Origin of the sequence: Natronoglycomyces albus, from assembly GCF_016925535.1 — a bacterium.
GTDB classification, from domain to species: domain Bacteria; phylum Actinomycetota; class Actinomycetes; order Mycobacteriales; family Micromonosporaceae; genus Natronoglycomyces; species Natronoglycomyces albus.
The window spans coordinates 1,608,471-1,625,849 of the sequence record NZ_CP070496.1 but is presented as its reverse complement, the minus strand read 5'-3'; the positions used below and the strand labels follow the sequence as shown (position 1 = coordinate 1,625,849).

The following is a 17,379-nucleotide window of genomic DNA, read 5'->3' as shown; positions in this document are numbered from 1 at the left end:
GCCGGGCCTGCACCAGCTCCCCTCGGATGTGGCCACAACCAGGAAAACGGTCGCTCCTGACCCTCGCGGCACTGGATGCCAGGGGTAGATTCATGGGCGCTTACTATCGCCGGGGCTGAGCCCGACGATGCCGCCGAGCCCGCTTGGCCCTACGGGCACTACGGCGTACCAGCGAGGGACCGGAGTACACCAAACCGGAGTACAGCTGTACGAGACTCGCTCCCGCGTCGAAAAGTGACTGAGCATGGTCTGGCGACATGACACCACCAGAACCGATGATCGGCATTTTCCCATCCGTTTCACGGTGCACGAACTCCACGACAGCCCGGGAAATCGAACGCAACGGCGCGCCCGAGAGGCCCCCTGGTTCGGCGGCGATCGATTCCTCCTGCTGGAGAACTCCGTCTCTGCCCAACGTGGTGTTCGTGGCGATGACTCCGGTAACCCCGGTGTCCTGGCACACTTCGAGCAGCTCAGCGATCGCAGGCTCCGTCAAGTCCGGTGCGATCTTGACAAAGATGGGGCGCTCAGGACGCCCTGCCGCCAAAGACTCGCTCTCAGCGCGCAACGCTCCCAACAGCTCTCGCATCTGTTCGGCCCCCTGCAAGCTGCGCAAACCAGGGGTGTTGGGCGAGGAAACATTGACCGCGAAGTAGTCGGCAAACCGGTAGAGGACGCGCATCGACTCCAAGTAGTCGGACGTGGCTTCCTCCAACGGCGTGATCTTGGACTTGCCGATACTCACGCCGATGGGACAGTTGACCGGAGGCGAGATGGCCAATCGGGCGGCCAGCGCCTGCGCTCCGTCGTTGTTGAATCCCATCCGATTGATCAGCGCTTGCGAGCCAGGCAACCGAAAGAGGCGGGGCTGTGGGTTACCGGGCTGAGGATGCCACGTTACGGTGCCGACTTCGGCAAAGCCAAAGCCCAGAGCTGGCCAGGCCCCGATGGCGACGCCGTTCTTGTCCATTCCAGCGGCAAGGCCGATGGGGTTGGGGAACTTGACGCCAGCCACGGTCACGGGTGCGTACACCTGGTTGGCTTTGATCATGCTTTGGCGAATGATCCGGTTGTCGGACACGTGCTCCAGCATGGTGAGGGTGGAGTGATGTGCCTTTTCGGCGTCGCCGCGTCCGATACGAAACAAGACCGGGCGGGCGAGTTTCTCGTACAGCATTGTGAACTCTTTGTCTCTTAACCACGCTCACGTGCTCCGCGACTGTTGCCGTGGGGGCTTCGGGTGAGCGATCACAGTACGACCCCTGCGGTCGCACCTCCCATAGTTGCCGATTGCGGCCGGTAGCGATCGGTTCTACCGAACTTTCACGCTACCGGCCGCAATTACTAGGTATCTCGCAGCTGCCGGTGCAGCTCCTGGATGGGGGTCACGGTGAGTTCCCCACGCGTGGCTGCTTCGAGACCCATGACCGCTGCCGAAATTCCTTGCACTGTGGTGATGCAGGGAGTGTCGGAGACGACGGCGGCTGAGCGGATTTCCCAGCCGTCGGTGCGGGGGCCCGAAGAGCCCGAGGGGGTCGTGCACACCAGGTCGATCTCGCCGGAGCGAATCAAGCTAACCGCGTCGGTGGTGGCTCCGGGGGTTCCGGTGTCTGAGGTGTGCCGCGCCACCGGGGTGAAGTCAATGCCGTGGCGTCGCAGCACCTGCCCGGTTCCGGACGTGGCGTAGACGGTGAATCCGAGCCCGACGAGTCGCTTGACCGGGAAGACGATCGAACGCTTGTCGCGGTCGGCCACCGAGACGAACACACTGCCGGAGTTACCTTGCCCGAAGAGTCGACCGTAGGTGGCCAGTTGGGCTTTCGCCAGCGCCAGCGGGAAGGTCGTGTCGATGCCCATGACCTCGCCGGTGGACTTCATTTCCGGCCCTAGGAGGGCGTCGATGCCCTCGCCCTCGGCGGTGCGGAACCGCTTGAACGGGAGGACGACTTCCTTGACCGCGATAGGGCAGTCATCGGCGGCGTCAGCTCCGTCTCCCTGTGCTTTGAGCATGCCCTCTTCGCGTAGCTGGCCAATGGTCGCGCCGAGCATGATGCGGGCGGCGGCCTTGGCTAGGGAAACGCCAGTGGCTTTCGAGACGAAGGGGACGGTGCGGGAGGCACGTGGGTTGGCCTCAAGCACGTACAGCTGCTCGTCTTTGAGCGCGTATTGCACGTTCATCAGGCCGCGCACGCCTATACCGAAGGCGAGCTTGGCGGTGTCTTCGCGGATACGGTCGATGGTGGCCGCGCCCAAGGTGATGGGCGGAAGCGCGCACGCGGAGTCTCCGGAGTGGACTCCGGCTTCCTCGATGTGTTCCATGACGCCGCCAAGGTAGATTTCCTCGCCGTCGCACAGGCAGTCGACGTCAATTTCGATGGCGTCGTCGAGAAAACGGTCCACCAGAACTGGATGTTCTGGGCTGACCTCAGTGGCTCGCTGGATGTACGCGGCGAGGTTGTCGTCGTCGTAGACGATTTCCATGCCTCGACCCCCCAGGACATAGGAGGGTCGTACGAGCACCGGATAGCCAATTTCGGCCGCTACGGCGCGGGCTTCCTCGAAGGAGGTCGCCGTGCCGTGATCGGGGGCGGTGAGACCTTGGGCGGCCAAGAGTTTCCCGAATTCGCCTCGGTGCTCGGCGTGGTTGATCGCCTCCGGCGAGGTACCGACGATGGGTACCCCGGCACTGGCGAGTTTGTCGGCCAAGCCCAGCGGGGTCTGGCCACCGAGTTGGACGATGACGCCGATGACGCCGACACCGCCCCCTTCCAGACCAGAGCTGTGCTCAGCGTGGTAGATCTCCAGGACGTCTTCGAACGTCAGCGGCTCGAAGTAGAGGCGATCGGCGGTGTCATAGTCGGTGGAGACTGTCTCGGGGTTGCAATTGACCATGACGGTTTCGTAACCGGCCTCCCGCAGGGCCTGCACCGCGTGAACACAGGAGTAGTCGAATTCGATGCCTTGCCCGATGCGGTTGGGCCCGGAGCCGAGGATGATCACTTTGGGCCGGTTGGACGGCACGACTTCGGTTTCATCCTCGTAGCTGGAGTAGTGATAGGGCGTGTGGGCGGCGAACTCGGCCGCGCAGGTGTCGACGGTCTTGTAGACAGGCCGCAGACCCAAACGATGGCGCAGGGAACGTACCCCGTCCTCTCCGGCCAGTTCGGGCCGTAGGGCCGCCAACTGCGCGTCGGAGTATCCAGCCCTCTTAGCTCGGCGCAGTAGCGCTTGGTCAAGCACGGGGGCGGCGGCGACCTCATGACGTAGCTCGATCAACGCGGCGATCTGGTCGATAAACCACGGGTCGATTCCGCTGGCTTCCACAACCTCGTTGACGCTGGCTCCCAGGCGCAGCGCCCGTTCGGCGGTGTAGAGCCGGCCGTCGTGAGCGATCTTCAACGCCTCTAGGGAGTTTTCCTTGGTGGCGCCAGCCGGGTCAGGCAGAGTCCAAAAGCCACCCGCCTTGGTCTCGGCGGATCGCAATGCCTTTTGAAGGGCCTCGGCGAAGGTACGGCCCAAACTCATGGCCTCGCCAACGGACTTCATGGTGGTGGTGAGGCCGGCGTCGGCGCCGGGGAATTTCTCGAAGGCGAAGCGCGGCACCTTGACCACCACGTAGTCAAGACTCGGTTCGAAGGCCGCTGGAGTGGCTCGCGTAATGTCGTTGGGGATCTCGTCGAGCGTGTATCCGATGGCCAATTTCGCGGCGATCTTGGCGATCGGAAAGCCTGTGGCCTTGGAAGCCAGCGCCGAGGAGCGTGACACTCGCGGGTTCATCTCGATGACGACGATGCGTCCATTTGCCGGGTTGATGGCGAACTGGATGTTGCAGCCCCCGGTGTCAACGCCGACCTCGCGCAACACCGCGATCCCAAGGTCGCGCAGGTCCTGGTATTCACGGTCGGTCAGTGTCATGGACGGGGCGACGGTGACGGAGTCTCCCGTGTGCACGCCCATGGCGTCGATGTTCTCGATCGAGCAGACGACGACCACGTTGTCGTGGTGGTCGCGCATGAGTTCAAGCTCGTATTCCTTCCAGCCGAGCACCGACTCTTCGATCAGGACTTCCGAGGTTGGGGATTCATCCAAACCGCCACCGGCGATACGTTCGACGTCTTCCCAGGTATAGGCCATGCCGGAGCCGAGCCCGCCCATGGTGAAGGAAGGGCGGATGACGGCGGGTAGGCCCAGCTTCTCGACCGTTTGGCGCACCTCGTCCATCGTGTGGCACACCGCCGAGGCCGGAACCTCTCCCCCAGCCCGGGCGACGACGTCCTTGAACATCTGCCGGTCTTCTCCACGTTGGATGGCGTCGATGTCGGCCCCGATGAGTTCCACACCGTATTTTTCGAGAATTCCGGCATCGTGCAGGGCGACTGCCGCGTTGAGGGCTGTCTGCCCACCGAGGGTCGCCAAGATCGCGTCGGGGCGTTCGGCGGCGATGACCTGTTCGATGCACTCCGAGGTGATGGGCTCGATATAGGTCGCGTCGGCAAACTGGGGGTCGGTCATGATGGTGGCCGGGTTGGAGTTCACCAGGCTGACCCGCAGACCCTCTTCTTTGAGGACCCGGCACGCTTGCGTGCCGGAGTAGTCGAATTCGCAGGCCTGGCCGATAACAATGGGGCCGGAGCCGATGACGAGTACGTGATTGATGTCGTCGCGTTTAGGCATGGGCGTAGACCCCCTGGATCAAATCGGTCAAACGGTCGAACAGATAGTCGGCATCGTGTGGCCCGGCGGCGGCCTCCGGGTGGTATTGCACGGAGAAGGCGGGCACGTCCAGGCAGGTGAGGCCTTCGACGACGTCGTCGTTGAGGCAGACATGGCTGACTTGGACGGCCCCGAACTCAGAGGTGAAGGTGGCGATTCCGTCCCGGTCCTCGGTGTGTTCAGCAGCGGCGAGCGCGAAACCATGATTGTGCGCGGTGACTTCGACCTTCTTGGTGTAGCGGTCCAACACCGGCTGGTTGATGCCGCGGTGGCCGTACTTTAGTTTGAAGGTACTCAGGCCCAAAGCGCGACCGAGAATTTGGTTTCCGAAGCAAATGCCGAACACCGGCACTTTGCGCCGCAACAGTTCCTTGGTCAGCGCGACTTGGGCTTCGGCGGTGGCCGGGTCACCCGGGCCGTTGGAGAGAAACACCGCGTCGGGCTTCGTGGCCAACAGCTGCTCGATACCAGTGGAGGCGGGAAAGACCTGACAGGTGATCCCACGCTGCGCCATCCGGCGCGGCGTGTTGCGTTTAATTCCCAAGTCCAGCGCGGCCACCCGGAAACGTTCGGTTCCCTCGGCGGTGACGGTGTAGGGCTCGGTACAGGAAACTTCGTCGACCAGACTTGCCCCGTTCATCGCCGGAGCCTTACGGACCTTTTCCAGCAAGGTCTTCGGGTTGAGATCGCGGCTGGATATTCCCACCCGCATCGCCCCGCGTTCGCGCAGGTGGCGAGTTAGGGCCCGCGTGTCGACTCCGCTGATGCCGACGATGCCTTGCGCGGCCAACTCGTCTTCGAGTCCGCGTTTGGCTCGCCAGTTGGAGCTGATGCGCGCCGGTTCGCGCACCACGTATCCGGCCACCCAGATGCGGCTGGACTCGTCGTCTTCGTCGTTGACACCGGTGTTGCCAATTTGCGGCGCGGTGGCCACGACGACTTGTCGGTGATAGGACGGATCGGTCAGGGTCTCCTGATATCCAGTCATTCCGGTGTTGAACACCGCCTCCCCGAAGGTTTCTCCCACGGAGCCGTAGGCCTCCCCGTGGAACGTGCGGCCGTCTTCGAGGACGAGGATCGCGCTGGCGCGCGCAGAGTGGGTGCTGCTCATGCTGTCTCCTGGCTGCGGTCGGTGAGTTTGCCATCAAGCACGGTCGCTTCCCCGCGCAGGAACGTCGCCTGCACGGTGCAGGGCAGGTTGAGACCGGCGAAGGGCGTGTTGCGGGCGATCGAGCTCAGCTCGTCGGGCACCACCGTCCAGGTGGTGGTCGGGTCAATGAGAGTGAAGTTGGCCTGCTGCCCCACTTCGGGGTCATGTCCATGGTCATCTAGGCCAGCGATGCGGGCCGGGGTGCGAGAGCAGCGTTCGGCGACGATGTCCCAGTCGACATTGTCGGGACCTCCGAGAGCCTCCACGGTGATCGACAGCGCCGTCTCCAGGCCAAGCATGCCCGGACGAGCGTGTGCCCATTCGCAGGTCTTGTCCTGCTCAGCGTGAGGGGCGTGATCGGTGGCCACCGCGTCGATGATGCCCTCGGCCAGCGCGGTGCGCAGTGCGGCCACGTCGCTGGATTCGCGCAGAGGCGGGTTGACTTTGAAAACCGGGTCGTATGAGGCGACGCGCTCATCGGTCAACAGCAGGTGGTGCGGACACACTTCGGCGGTGACGTTGATGCCTTTGCGCTTGGCCGCGGCGATGATGTCGACGCTGCCAGCGGTGGAGACGTGGCAGAAGTGGACGCGGGAGCCGACGTAGTCGGCCAGCAGCACATCGCGAGCGATGATGGCTTCCTCTGCCACGGCGGGCCAACCGGCCAAGCCCAGGCGTGAGGACAGTTCCCCTTCGTGCATCTGCGCGCCCTGAGTCAGGCGCGGTTCTTCGGCGTGTTGAGCGATCAGCCCGTCGAAGGTCTTGACGTACTCCAGCGCCCGACGCATCAGCTGTGGATCGGACACGCAGTGGCCATCGTCGGAGAACATGCGCACGTGCGCCTTCGAAGCGTTCATAGTGCCCAACTCGGCCATCGTCTCGCCTTGGAGGCCGATGGACACAGCGCCGATAGGCTGAACATCGGCGTACCCGGCTTCTTGGCCCAGTCGCCAAACCTGCTCGACCACCCCAGCGGTGTCGGCGACAGGCTGGGAATTAGCCATCGCGCACACGGCGGTGTATCCGCCGCGCGCTGCCGCCTGCGTGCCGGACAACACCGTCTCGGCGTCCTCGCGGCCGGGTTCACGCAGGTGAGTGTGCAAGTCGACCAGTCCCGGCAGCAACACGAGTCCTTGGGCGTCGACCACGGTCGCGCCCTCAGCGGCTAGGCCGTTTCCTATCTGGGCGTAGCGCCCATCGCTAACGCGCACATCGGCGGCATGGCGCCCCAGGAGTTTTGCTCCGCGAATGAGCCAGTGATTGTCCGTCATGAACGCGCCTCCGTGCCAGTTCCGTGCAATGTGTTGGACGTCGAGTCCGACGTCAAGAGGAGGTAGAGCACGGCCATGCGCACCCAGACTCCGTTGGTGACCTGTTCGGTGATGGTGGATCGGGGTGAGTCGGCGACGCTGGAGGCAATCTCCATACCTCGATTCATCGGACCCGGATGCATCACGATGGCGTGGCCGGGAAGTCGCGCTTCCCGTGCGGCGGTAAGCCCGTACATCCGGGCGTACTCGCGCACGGATGGAAAGAAGGAATCACGCATGCGCTCGTGCTGTACCCGCAGCATCATGATCGCGTCGGTGTCGCTCAAGGCCGAATCAAGGTCGTAGGAAATGTCGACCGGCCACTTTTGGGCGGCCACTGGTAGCAGCGTCGGCGGCGCCACGAGGCGAACCCGCGCCCCCAGGGTGGACAGTAGCCACACGTTCGAGCGGGCGACCCGGCTGTGGAGGATATCTCCGACAATGGTGACCGTCTTACCTTCTACCTCACCTAGTCGCTGGCGGATGGTAAACGCGTCGAGTAGGGCCTGCGTGGGGTGGGCGTGAGTGCCGTCTCCGGCATTGAGAACCGCGCCGTCGAGCCACCGCGTCAGTTGCTGCGGCGCGCCCGAGGCACCATGGCGCACCACGACCGCGTCGGCTCCCATGGCTTGGAGAGTCAGCGCCGTATCACGCAGACTTTCTCCTTTGGAGAGACTGGAAGACTTCGCGGCGAAGTTGACCACGTCGGCCGAGAGGCGTTTCGCGGCGGTCTCAAATGAGGTACGGGTGCGGGTGGAGTCTTCGAAGAACAGGTTGACAACAGTGCGTCCACGTAGTGTTGGCAGCTTGGGAACTTCGCGCCCCCGAACCGCCTCGGCCATTTGTTGGGCCGAATCAAGGATGAGCTCGGCGTCGTCACGGCTGAGCGCCTGGCAGGTCAAGAGATGCTTCATGCGTCGCCTCCGGACAGTGTCACCGCGTCGAGATCGTCGTATTCGCGCAGCAGCACTCGCACGCTCTCTTCTCGGGCGGTGGGGATGTTCTTCCCGACATAATCGGGGCGAATCGGCAGCTCGCGGTGGCCTCGGTCGACGAGGACGGCCAGCTGCACTTGCGAGGGTCGCCCAATGTCGTACAGGGCGTTGAGCGCGGCGCGGATAGTGCGCCCCGAGTAAAGGACGTCGTCGACCAAGATGACGCGCTGACCGTCGATGCCCTCTGGTGGCACATCGGTCGGGCCAAGAGCACGCAACGCCTTCATGTGCAGGTCATCGCGGTACAGGGTGATATCTAGTGCCCCTGCGGGGACGGAGATATCGGCGAAGTCCTTCAGCCGCGCGGCAAGTCGGCCAGCCAAGGCGACCCCACGGGTGGGGATTCCAAGCAGCACAGTATTTTCGGCGCCCTTGGTCTTTTCGAGAATTTGATGAGCGATGCGGTTGACGACTCGGTTGATGTCGGCATCGGTGAGGATGTGTTTACCAGCGCCGGAACGATCCGCACCTGGTGGTGTGGAACTTTTGGGCGGTTTTTGGGCAGGCTCTGCCACGGTGGTCCTCCTTCTCCGCCTCGCTGGACGGTCCGTTAAAGAATGGCCACCGCTCATACTACGCCCTCGATCACCGAGAGTGAAATCCGCCAGGCCAGCAATCCGAAGATTCCATGCCTTAATGTCGCTTTTAGCACTATTTTTGGCGGGTGGATGCGGGCTGAGGGCGATGAAGAACACTTGCTTTTTAGGCCCCACCTGTTTATTGTCACGGACAGTAGTTAACAATTGGAGTACCACTTCCCGCATTCCCGGGGAGAAAACCAACCCTCGCTAGGTTTTGGAGTTATCAATGGCAAACTCGGAATACGCAAAGGCGCTCGGAAACCGTCTGCGCGATATTCGTATGCAGCAGGGCCTGTCGTTGCAGGGCGTGGAAGACAAATCAGGTGGGAAATGGAAAGCTGTCGTCATCGGCTCCTACGAGCGGGGCGACCGTTCGATCACGGTGAGCCGCCTGGCCGAGCTGGCTGACTTCTACCGTGTGCCTGTCTCCGAGCTGCTGCCCGAAGGTGTGCCGCTACCTGTCGAAGAGGCTGACAAGATTGTCCTCAACCTGGAGGCCCTCTACGACCACCCGGACTCTGAACTGGAGCACGTTGCCAAATTGGCCCGTTCCATCCAGCAGCGCCGGGGTGACTACAACGGCCGCATCTTGTCCATCCGCGCCGACGACCTCTACACCTTGGCCGTCATTTACTCCACGACGCCTTCTGGCTTGGTGGAGAAGCTGGAAGACTACGGCGTCCTCGTGCACGATCTACAGGCCTTCTTCGCCGACTCCGGCGAGTAGCCAAGAACGACTGACGCGAACGTAGGCAACTCGATACGTGGAACCACGGTGGTGGCCCCGGCATAGCCGGGGCCACCACCGTTTTGTCTTACGGGGAGAACGGACTGTGCGACCGTGGCCGCGCCAGAGTGGCGAGCCGCTACGGGGCTGGGCCCCTCCAGACGTGGCCCCACCACACCGCACCGGCTCAGTCCGAGCCCATGCGCTGCACTTTTGCTCCCAAGTCTTCTAAAAAGTCCATCGCATTGCGTTTCCCAGACATAAAAGGTCATTAATACAAGCAAGCATTGTCAAGGACCGCCCGCATTAACTCGCCAAGATTCGCCATTGTTTCTATTTTTTGAAAGCCATTGTTTAGCATTCGCTTTACGGTGAATGCGTACTCGATCCCCCGCCCATCTCAGCGGCTCATCCGTTCAGTTGAGGCGAGCCAGGTCACTGACCAACAGGGGCTTTAAACCCAGATTCCAGATGATGGGCCCCTAAACCCCCATGTCAGCGACCCCGCCAAGTAATCCAGATCACGTGGTGTGATCTGCTAGCAATTCGGTTGTGTATAGGCCATACTGATCGCACACTTAAAGAAGACAACTCGTCTTTATCTCATTCTTTTAATCAACGGCCTGCTTCAGGTGCGGCTCCAGGCTGCGCTCTGCACTTTTTAGGTGAACCCTTAATAGGGGTGCCGTGAGTCAGTGCGCTCAAGCCAAGTCAGGTGCCGCACCTTGGGTTGCGCTGTGCAATTTTTAGGGGGTATTCCACGGTGAAAACTCAGATCCAGACCACGCCTCAGCTACCCCCTATTCAAGGGCGGGTTGACGGGCCAGGGACGCAAGCCACCAACATTCACGACTCTCCTCGCCGTTGGCTCGGCCTGGCGGTTTTGTGCGCGAGCCTGCTCATCGTCGTCATGGACACGACCGTCCTCAACGTGGCACTGCCTGCGATTACAGCTCAGTTGCAGCCATCTTCGGTACAAATCCTCTGGATGGTTGACGTCTATGCCCTGGTCGTGGCCGGTTTCCTAGTCGTTGCCTCAGAAATTGCCGACCGTATCGGCCGCCGCAGGATGCTCATTGCCGGTTACGCCGTGTTCGCGACCGCGCCGATCCTCGTTATCTTCGCCAACTCCGCGGCCGACTTGATCACCATCCGAGCCCTACTGGGTATCGGTGGTGCCCTCATCATGCCCTCCACCCTGTCGCTGATTCGCACCCTCTTCCACGACCCACGCGAACGGGCTTTCGCGCTGGGGATCTGGGGCTCCATGGCAGCAGTCGGCGCGGGAATGGGTCCGTTGGTGGGCGGCTTGCTGGTGCAACACCTAAGTTGGCACTGGGCGTTCCTGTTCAACACTCCGATCATGATCGTCGCCTTGATCGCGGCGTGCAAGTTCCTGCCCGAGTCGAAAGTTCCAGGCAAAGGCCGGTGGGACGCCCTTGGCGTAGCACTGTCGGTTATCGGAATCGCCGCAATGGTCTACGCGATCAAGGACATGGCTCGCAACGGCTTCGGCCAACCATTGACCTGGATCGTCGCCATTGTCGCCGCCGTGGCACTGACGTGGTTCGTGCTGCGGTCACTGCGTATGCTGCGCCCAGTACTGGACCTGCGGCTCCTGCGATACAAAGGCCTGAGCGCGGGTCTGGTCACGGCTATCGTCTCCAGTGTCGGGGTCGCCTCGATGATGTTGCTGATCGCTCAGTGGCTGCAACTGGTCAAGGGCTACACCCCCGTCCAAGCCGGGGTACAACTATTGCCGATGGCGATCACCGCGTGCATCTTCTCACCGCTGGCTCCGAAGATGGCCGAAATGATCGGCGTTCGTACCGTCATCGTGGGTGGATTGTCCAGCGGTGGCCTCGGGTTCACGCTGCTGTGGCTGGCTCCCAGCCCATTCTCCTCGCTGACGCTGTTCGTCTCACTGATGCTGGTGGGTCTGAGCATGTCCTCGCTGGCCGTGGGGTCGGCGATCATCATGGGCAGCGCTCCCCTAGACCGGGTCGGGAACGCCGCGGCGATGGAAGAAATCGCGTTCAAACTCGGCGGCGTGCTCGGCGTGACCGTACTAGGCAGTCTGGCGGCGACCCTGTACCGCTGGAACCTTCCACGTGGAGACCTGATGGCGATGGGAATCAACGGCAGCGAAGCCACGGCCGCGCAAGACTCGCTAGGCGGAGCGGCGAGCGTCGCCGAATCGATGGACGAGGGCGGGGCCGCGATGCTGAATCAGGCCCAGGAAGCCTTCACCGCGTCGGTGTCGACCGCTGGCTTGGTCGGCGGGTTGCTCATGTTCATGGCGGCCGCTTTGGTGTGGCGCATGATCCCCCGTCACCAATCCATCGCGGGTGTGGAGCACTAAGCTGTTCCCAGTGCAAAGTGGGGCCGGGCCGCAGAGCAATCTGCGGCCCGGCCCCGCTTTACACAACTAGCGGTCGTCGCGATCACTATCGCGAGACTCGCCGTGGAAGTCTCCCAGGTCAATATCAGTGTCGAACTCGAAATCGTCCTCGAAACCGTCCGCAGAGGAACTGCCGGCGGCCGACACATGATCCCCTTCAGCCTTCAACTCCGGTGATACTTCCTCATCGAGGATCGCCGACACCGTTGGCTCGTCCGCACCGGGAGTTTCCTCATCCAAGACCGGTTCGACCTTCGGCACGTCACCAGCGGGCTCGGGATCTTCGACATAGTCAATGAACTGGGCCCTATGCAAGACGCCATTGACAAAGGAAGGGTCGTCCGTCGAACCGATCGTCGAAGCCACCTTCATGGCCTCTTTGATCGCCACGGGAGTATCCACCTCGTCAACATGTCGGATCTCGAACAGACCCACTCGCAGGACATTACGGTCCACCGGAGCCATTCGCGCCACGGACCAGCCTTGCGAGGCAGAGTTCAAAATCTGGTCAAGCTCAAGACGGTGCTCATCGACGCCACGGGCGAGAGTCACCGCATAAGGCGGCAGCTGCTGGACTCCGTCCGGATCGGCTGCCATACGGTCGGCCCGCTCCGTGAGTACCTTTGCCACTTCGGCCGAGCGAGACTCGGCTTCGTACAAAATCTCCACGGCCCGCATACGCCAACGAGTACGTGCCGACAAGGTCGGATGCTGCGCTTTCTTTTCCACTGAGGCCCCTACGCCCGCGACAAGTATTTGCCCTCGCGGGTGTCGACCTTGATCCGGTCGCCCACGTTGACGAATAGAGGCACCTGCACCGACGCACCAGTTTCCACGGTGGCGGGCTTCGTCCCAGCCGAGGAGCGGTCACCTTGGAGGCCCGGCTCAGTCTCGGTTACTTCCAACTCCACCGACGCGCCCAGTTCCACGAAAAGCGGGTTGCCCTCGTGAACGGAGACGGTCGCCTCGGAGTTCTCCAGCAAGTAGTTGGCGGCATCTGCGACCAACGCCGGGGTGAGCGGAATCTGGTCGTAGGTCTCCATGTCCATGAAGATGTAGTCTTCGCCGTCGCGGTAGAGGTACTGCATTGTGCGGCGGTCGACCGTGGCGGTCTCAACCTTGGTGCCCGCGTTAAAAGTCTTGTCGACGATCTTTCCCGACAGGACGTTCTTCAGCTTCGTGCGCACGAAGGCCGGGCCTTTACCGGGCTTGACGTGCTGGAACTCCAGAACCTGCCACAGGACTTTGTCCAGGTTCAAGACCATGCCGTTTTTCAAGTCGTTCGTGGTGGCCATGCGCCGTGATTCACTTTCGATCGATGAGACTGTTAGTCGGTGGGGTACCCATGCGCCCGCTGGGCGCGACAATTGCGCGCTTTTCGGGATGGAGTACCGCAGTACCAACCACTGATGGTACCTACCGGCCTGGTCTCGGCTGTCCTCAGGAGGCGTCGCCTGTGGCCAGTTGCGCACCGAGGAATTCCAAGGCCGCGGTGTATCCGGCGAAACCAAGACCTGCGATGACCCCGACTGCGTGGGCCGACACGTAGGAGTGGTGCCGGAATGATTCACGCTGATAAACATTGGAAATGTGTACTTCGATCAGGGGCGCGCGCAATTGGGCGCAGGCGTCGCCAACCGCGACGGAGGTGTGGGTCCAGGCAGCGGCGTTGAGGACCACAGGCGTATGTTCATCGGCGGCCTCGTGCAACCATTCCAGCAGTTCGCCTTCATGGTTCGTTTGGCGGACATCGACTTCCAAGTCGAGCCGCTTGCCCGTCTCAACGCAGAGCTTCTCAAGGTCGGAATGAGTTTGCGATCCGTATACCGCTGGTTGGCGAGTACCGAGACGATTCAGGTTAGGTCCACCGAGAACAAGCACTTTCATTCGCTCACCCTCTCATACGCGGCGGCTCTGTGCTCGGCACTCACATCAGCGACGATCACCGGCGCGGCAAGATCCTCAAGCAACACGAACCTGAGCGTGGAACCGAGTGCCTTTTTGTCAATCCGCATCGCCTCGGACAGGTCATCCCAGCGTCCGCCCTGGTAGGAGACCGGAAGGCCCAAGGCCGACAGTACCGATGTCGTACGTTCGACCAAGTCGGCGCGGCCGGTCAGCGCACCCAGGTGCGCCGCGTAAACCATGCCCACCGCGACCGCGTCTCCGTGCCGCCACCGATAGTTCTCCACCTTTTCGATCGCATGGGCGAAGGTGTGCCCATAGTTGAGGATCGCGCGCAGGCCACCCTCACGCAGATCGGCCTCGACCACTCGGGCTTTCACGGCAATCGCTCGTTCGATGAGCTCCGCCATCACCGCGTTGCCCGGGTCCAGCGCAGCCTTCGGATCGGCCTCGATGAGGTCAAGAATGCGCGGGTCAGATATGAAACCGGCCTTGACCACCTCGGCCAACCCGGCCGCGAGATCAGGCGTGGGCAGGGTGAGGAGGCTATCGGTGTCGCAAAGGACCGCCCGGGGCGGATGGAAGGCGCCGACGAGATTCTTACCCGCGGAAGTATTCACACCAGTCTTGCCGCCGACGGCAGCGTCGACCATGCCCAACAGGGAAGTAGGAACGTGAACAACGGCTACCCCGCGCAACCAACTGGCGGCGACAAAACCAGCCAGGTCGGTGACCGCTCCCCCACCAACGCCAATGATGAGGTCAGAGCGGGTGAAACCCTCCGTCCCCAGCGCCTCCCAGCACTGCTGGGCAATGGCGATGGTCTTACCGTCCTCAGCGTCGGGCACTTCCAGCATTACCGGGGCCACCCGCGAGTTGACCGCACGGGCGACCAACTCGGCACGCTCGGAAACCGAGGCCGTGTAGACGATCGCAACGCGCGTGGCCTGGCCCAGGTACTCGATGATGTCCGAGGAGCCCCCCGGACCAATAATGACAGGGTAGGGCTGTTCACCACCGACATCGACCCGGCGGCGAGCCACCGCCGCCGAAATCTGGGCGACGAGGTCGGCCACTTCCCGGCCTGTGGTGTCGACCTCCAAGGTCGCGACCTCTCGGTAAAGCGGGCGACGCTGTTCGAGCAGCCCTCGCAGGGTCGCGCGTGGGTTGACCGCCAAGAGCGGACGTCCTCGATCCAACTCCACCCGCTTGACCGCCTCGGACAAGTCGACATCCAAGTAGACGACAGTGACGTTGGCAAGAAGGGCGCGCGTGGCTTCGGAGAGGACGGCCCCACCTCCGAGCGCGACCACTCCCTGGTGCTCGGCCACCGCTACGGCGACAGCCTCACGTTCCAGGGCCCGGAAATGCTCCTCACCGTCATCGACGAAAATATCGGAGATTGGCTTGCCCGCTGTGGCGACAATATCGGCGTCGGTGTCGCGAAACTCCATGCCCAGATGGGCGGCCAATGCCTGTCCGACCGTGGTTTTTCCTGCTCCGGGCGGCCCAACGACGACTATGGGGCCAGGAAGCTCGATGTCGGTTGGCATAACTTCACCATCAAGTTGTCGAGGTAGGCGTCGCGGTTGCGGCGCGATTCGCCCAGGGAATCACCGCCGAATTTTTCCAGCGCGGCTTCGGCGAGCACCAGTGCCACCATGGTTTCGGCGACGACGGCTCCAGCGGGAACGGCACAGACATCGGACCGCTGGTTGATCGCCTCAGCGGCGCCCCCGTCGGTGATGTCAATGGTGCGCAGGGGGCGCGTCAGCGATGAGATGGGTTTGAGCGCGGCACGGATTCGCAGCGGCTGCCCGGTGGTAATGCCACCCTCCAGGCCGCCGGCGCGGTCGGTGAGCCGTTCGACGTGCTCGGGCCCGGGGACGATTTCGTCATGGGCAACCGAGCCGCGCGAAACAGCCTGGGTAAAGCCATCGCCGATTTCGACCCCTTTGACTGACTGAATCGACATGAGGGCGGCGGCCAGCCGTGCGTCGAGCTTGCGGTCCCATTGGACGTGACTGCCCAACCCTGGAGGTAGACCGTAGGCGAGGACTTCCACGACTCCGCCGAGGGTGTCGGAGTCCTTTTTGGCGGCGTCGACTTCCGCGACCATGCGTGCCGAGGCCTCCGGGTCCATACAGCGCAACGGGTCGGCGTCCACTGTTTCGGCGTCAGCTGGCGTTGGAACGAGTCCGGGTTTGGCGGATATGGAACCGAGGCGGATGACATGCGAGACGATCGCCACGTCTAGCGCTTGCGCTAGGAAGGCTTTGGCGGCGGTTCCAGTGGCGACGCGAGCGGCGGTCTCACGGGCCGAGGCACGCTCGAGGATGGGCCGGGCGTCGTGGTGATGATATTTCTGCATCCCGGCCAGGTCCGCGTGGCCAGGTCGGGGACGGGTCAAAGGCGCATTGCGAGCCAGCCCCTCCAGCTCGGCGGGGTCGACGGGGTCGGCGGCCATGACCTTTTCCCACTTTGGCCATTCGGTGTTGCCGACTTCGATCGCTACGGGTGAGCCGAGCGTCCGGCCGTGGCGGACACCGCCTATGAAGGTGACCTCGTCCTGTTCGAACTTCATACGGGCACCTCGCCCGTATCCGAGTCGTCGGCGCGCCAGTTCGGCGGTGACCGCGTCGGTGGTGAGTTCTACTCCGGCGGGCAGGCCGTCAATGACGGCTACCAGGGCCGGGCCATGTGATTCTCCAGCTGTCATCCATCGCAACACGCCCTAATTCTGTCACGACAACCAATGGTGACTGTGCGAGGTGAGGCCGTTGTCTCACATAATTACAAATCATTGCCGGTCCCGCGCTCCACGATGTCGGCAATGCTGTGGCCGCGTCGGTTTACCCGGGTCGTCGCAGCATCGTGGAGCGGGCGGATGTTAGAGGAAGAAGGTTCGGTTTTCCTCCCTGCGAGGCCACCGATGTTCTCACCCGCAGGGACTAAAACCACCACTAGCGCCGTCAAGCCGCCTAGCAGCAGAGCCGGGCCGAAGGCGAATCTCTGGGCGCCTCGACCTCGAAGAAACAACGTCACCGCATAGAGGCCACCGGCCACGGACGCGGCCACGAAGGCGACTACCGCGGATTCCCAGCTGCCCCAGCCCAGCACCATCGCCAAGAGCCCTGCCAGTTTGACATCGCCGAACCCCATATGACCAGCTAGAACGGCCAGCGAGAAAATCGCCCAGGCCGCAGCGGCACACACTGCGGCGCGCACGATTACCGGCGGGCTGGCTCCGGCGAGAAGTAGCGCGCCCACGAGCGGATACGTCGGCACGATAAGCACATCGGGGAGCCTGTGTTCATAGGCGTCGATCCAACCAGCGGCGACGCCGACCGCGATAACGAGAAACAGGGCCATCGCATGCCAGAGGTTGATAGCCTGAGCAACGGTGATCAGTACCGCCGTACACGTGAGAGCAGTGAGCGCATACGCATTTGGGGCGCGATTCGTCGCCATCAACACAGTCCACCTTAGACCTGGGCTGGCCAATAGTGCGGCGGTGAGGGCCAATCCTGCAATCACGCCAATGATTCTCACACTGCCAGCTCAAAACCGCAGTAAGGCGCGCCCACCATGAGACTT

Annotated in this window: 14 protein-coding genes; 2 read left to right on the top strand and 12 right to left on the bottom strand. The window is 62.7% G+C overall.

Annotation, left to right across the window (positions count from 1 at the left end; all coding sequences use genetic code 11):
• Positions 1 to 103 precede the first annotated feature (103 nt).
• The 6 genes from JQS30_RS06900 to pyrR all read right to left on the bottom strand — a co-directional run bounded on the left by JQS30_RS06900 (position 104) and on the right by pyrR (position 8,683).
• Positions 104 to 1,177 (bottom strand): quinone-dependent dihydroorotate dehydrogenase, encoded by a 1,074-nt coding sequence (locus JQS30_RS06900; protein WP_213172627.1) that lies wholly within the window; start codon positions 1,175 to 1,177, stop codon positions 104 to 106.
• A gap of 167 nt (positions 1,178 to 1,344) precedes the next feature.
• Positions 1,345 to 4,674, bottom strand: a complete 3,330-nt coding sequence (gene carB / locus JQS30_RS06895) for a carbamoyl-phosphate synthase large subunit (RefSeq protein WP_213172626.1) — start codon at positions 4,672 to 4,674, stop codon at positions 1,345 to 1,347.
• On the bottom strand, positions 4,667 to 5,824 hold the full coding sequence (carA, locus tag JQS30_RS06890) for a glutamine-hydrolyzing carbamoyl-phosphate synthase small subunit (protein WP_213172625.1): 1,158 nt from the start codon (positions 5,822 to 5,824) through the stop codon (positions 4,667 to 4,669). The genes carB and carA overlap by 8 nt, the downstream gene beginning before the upstream one ends.
• Positions 5,821 to 7,134 carry a dihydroorotase gene (locus JQS30_RS06885; RefSeq protein ID WP_213172624.1) on the bottom strand — a complete coding sequence of 438 codons (1,314 nt, stop codon included), beginning with the start codon at positions 7,132 to 7,134 and terminating at the stop codon, positions 5,821 to 5,823. The genes carA and JQS30_RS06885 overlap by 4 nt, the downstream gene beginning before the upstream one ends.
• Positions 7,131 to 8,087: an aspartate carbamoyltransferase catalytic subunit gene (locus JQS30_RS06880; protein ID WP_213172623.1), complete on the bottom strand. Its 957-nt coding sequence runs from the start codon at positions 8,085 to 8,087 to the stop codon at positions 7,131 to 7,133. Before JQS30_RS06880 ends, JQS30_RS06885 begins: the two co-directional genes overlap by 4 nt.
• Positions 8,084 to 8,683: a bifunctional pyr operon transcriptional regulator/uracil phosphoribosyltransferase PyrR gene (gene pyrR / locus JQS30_RS06875; protein ID WP_281398758.1), complete on the bottom strand. Its 600-nt coding sequence runs from the start codon at positions 8,681 to 8,683 to the stop codon at positions 8,084 to 8,086. Before pyrR ends, JQS30_RS06880 begins: the two co-directional genes overlap by 4 nt.
• A 292-nt stretch (positions 8,684 to 8,975) precedes the next feature.
• Between pyrR and JQS30_RS06870 the strand changes: the two genes are divergently transcribed.
• Together JQS30_RS06870 and JQS30_RS06865 are read left to right on the top strand one after the other, a co-directional pair.
• A complete protein-coding gene (locus tag JQS30_RS06870; RefSeq protein WP_213172622.1) occupies positions 8,976 to 9,476 on the top strand; it encodes a transcriptional regulator in 501 nt (166 codons plus the stop codon).
• A 763-nt stretch (positions 9,477 to 10,239) separates the two neighbouring features.
• Positions 10,240 to 11,838, top strand: a complete 1,599-nt coding sequence (locus tag JQS30_RS06865; protein ID WP_246498097.1) for an MFS transporter — start codon at positions 10,240 to 10,242, stop codon at positions 11,836 to 11,838.
• A 66-nt stretch (positions 11,839 to 11,904) separates the two neighbouring features.
• On the opposite strand, the gene nusB is transcribed toward JQS30_RS06865, so the two are convergent.
• The 6 genes from nusB to JQS30_RS06835 form a co-directional block, all read right to left on the bottom strand.
• Entirely contained in the window at positions 11,905 to 12,606 is a 702-nt protein-coding gene (gene nusB / locus JQS30_RS06860; RefSeq protein WP_213172621.1) for a transcription antitermination factor NusB, read from the bottom strand.
• A gap of 8 nt (positions 12,607 to 12,614) precedes the next feature.
• Positions 12,615 to 13,172, bottom strand: a complete 558-nt coding sequence (efp, locus tag JQS30_RS06855) for an elongation factor P (RefSeq protein ID WP_213172620.1) — start codon at positions 13,170 to 13,172, stop codon at positions 12,615 to 12,617.
• A 145-nt stretch (positions 13,173 to 13,317) separates the two neighbouring features.
• Positions 13,318 to 13,764 (bottom strand): type II 3-dehydroquinate dehydratase, encoded by a 447-nt coding sequence (aroQ, locus tag JQS30_RS06850; RefSeq protein WP_213172619.1) that lies wholly within the window; start codon positions 13,762 to 13,764, stop codon positions 13,318 to 13,320.
• The gene (aroB, locus tag JQS30_RS06845; protein ID WP_213172618.1) at positions 13,761 to 15,335 is read right to left on the bottom strand and encodes a 3-dehydroquinate synthase; all 1,575 of its coding nucleotides are present in this window, start codon (positions 15,333 to 15,335) and stop codon (positions 13,761 to 13,763) included. Before aroB ends, aroQ begins: the two co-directional genes overlap by 4 nt.
• Positions 15,302 to 16,513, bottom strand: a complete 1,212-nt coding sequence (gene aroC / locus JQS30_RS06840; RefSeq protein ID WP_246498096.1) for a chorismate synthase — start codon at positions 16,511 to 16,513, stop codon at positions 15,302 to 15,304. The genes aroB and aroC overlap by 34 nt, the downstream gene beginning before the upstream one ends.
• Before the next feature lie 62 nt (positions 16,514 to 16,575).
• Positions 16,576 to 17,253 carry a prepilin peptidase gene (locus tag JQS30_RS06835; protein ID WP_213172617.1) on the bottom strand — a complete coding sequence of 226 codons (678 nt, stop codon included), beginning with the start codon at positions 17,251 to 17,253 and terminating at the stop codon, positions 16,576 to 16,578.
• Between the last annotated feature and the right edge of the window lie 126 nt (positions 17,254 to 17,379).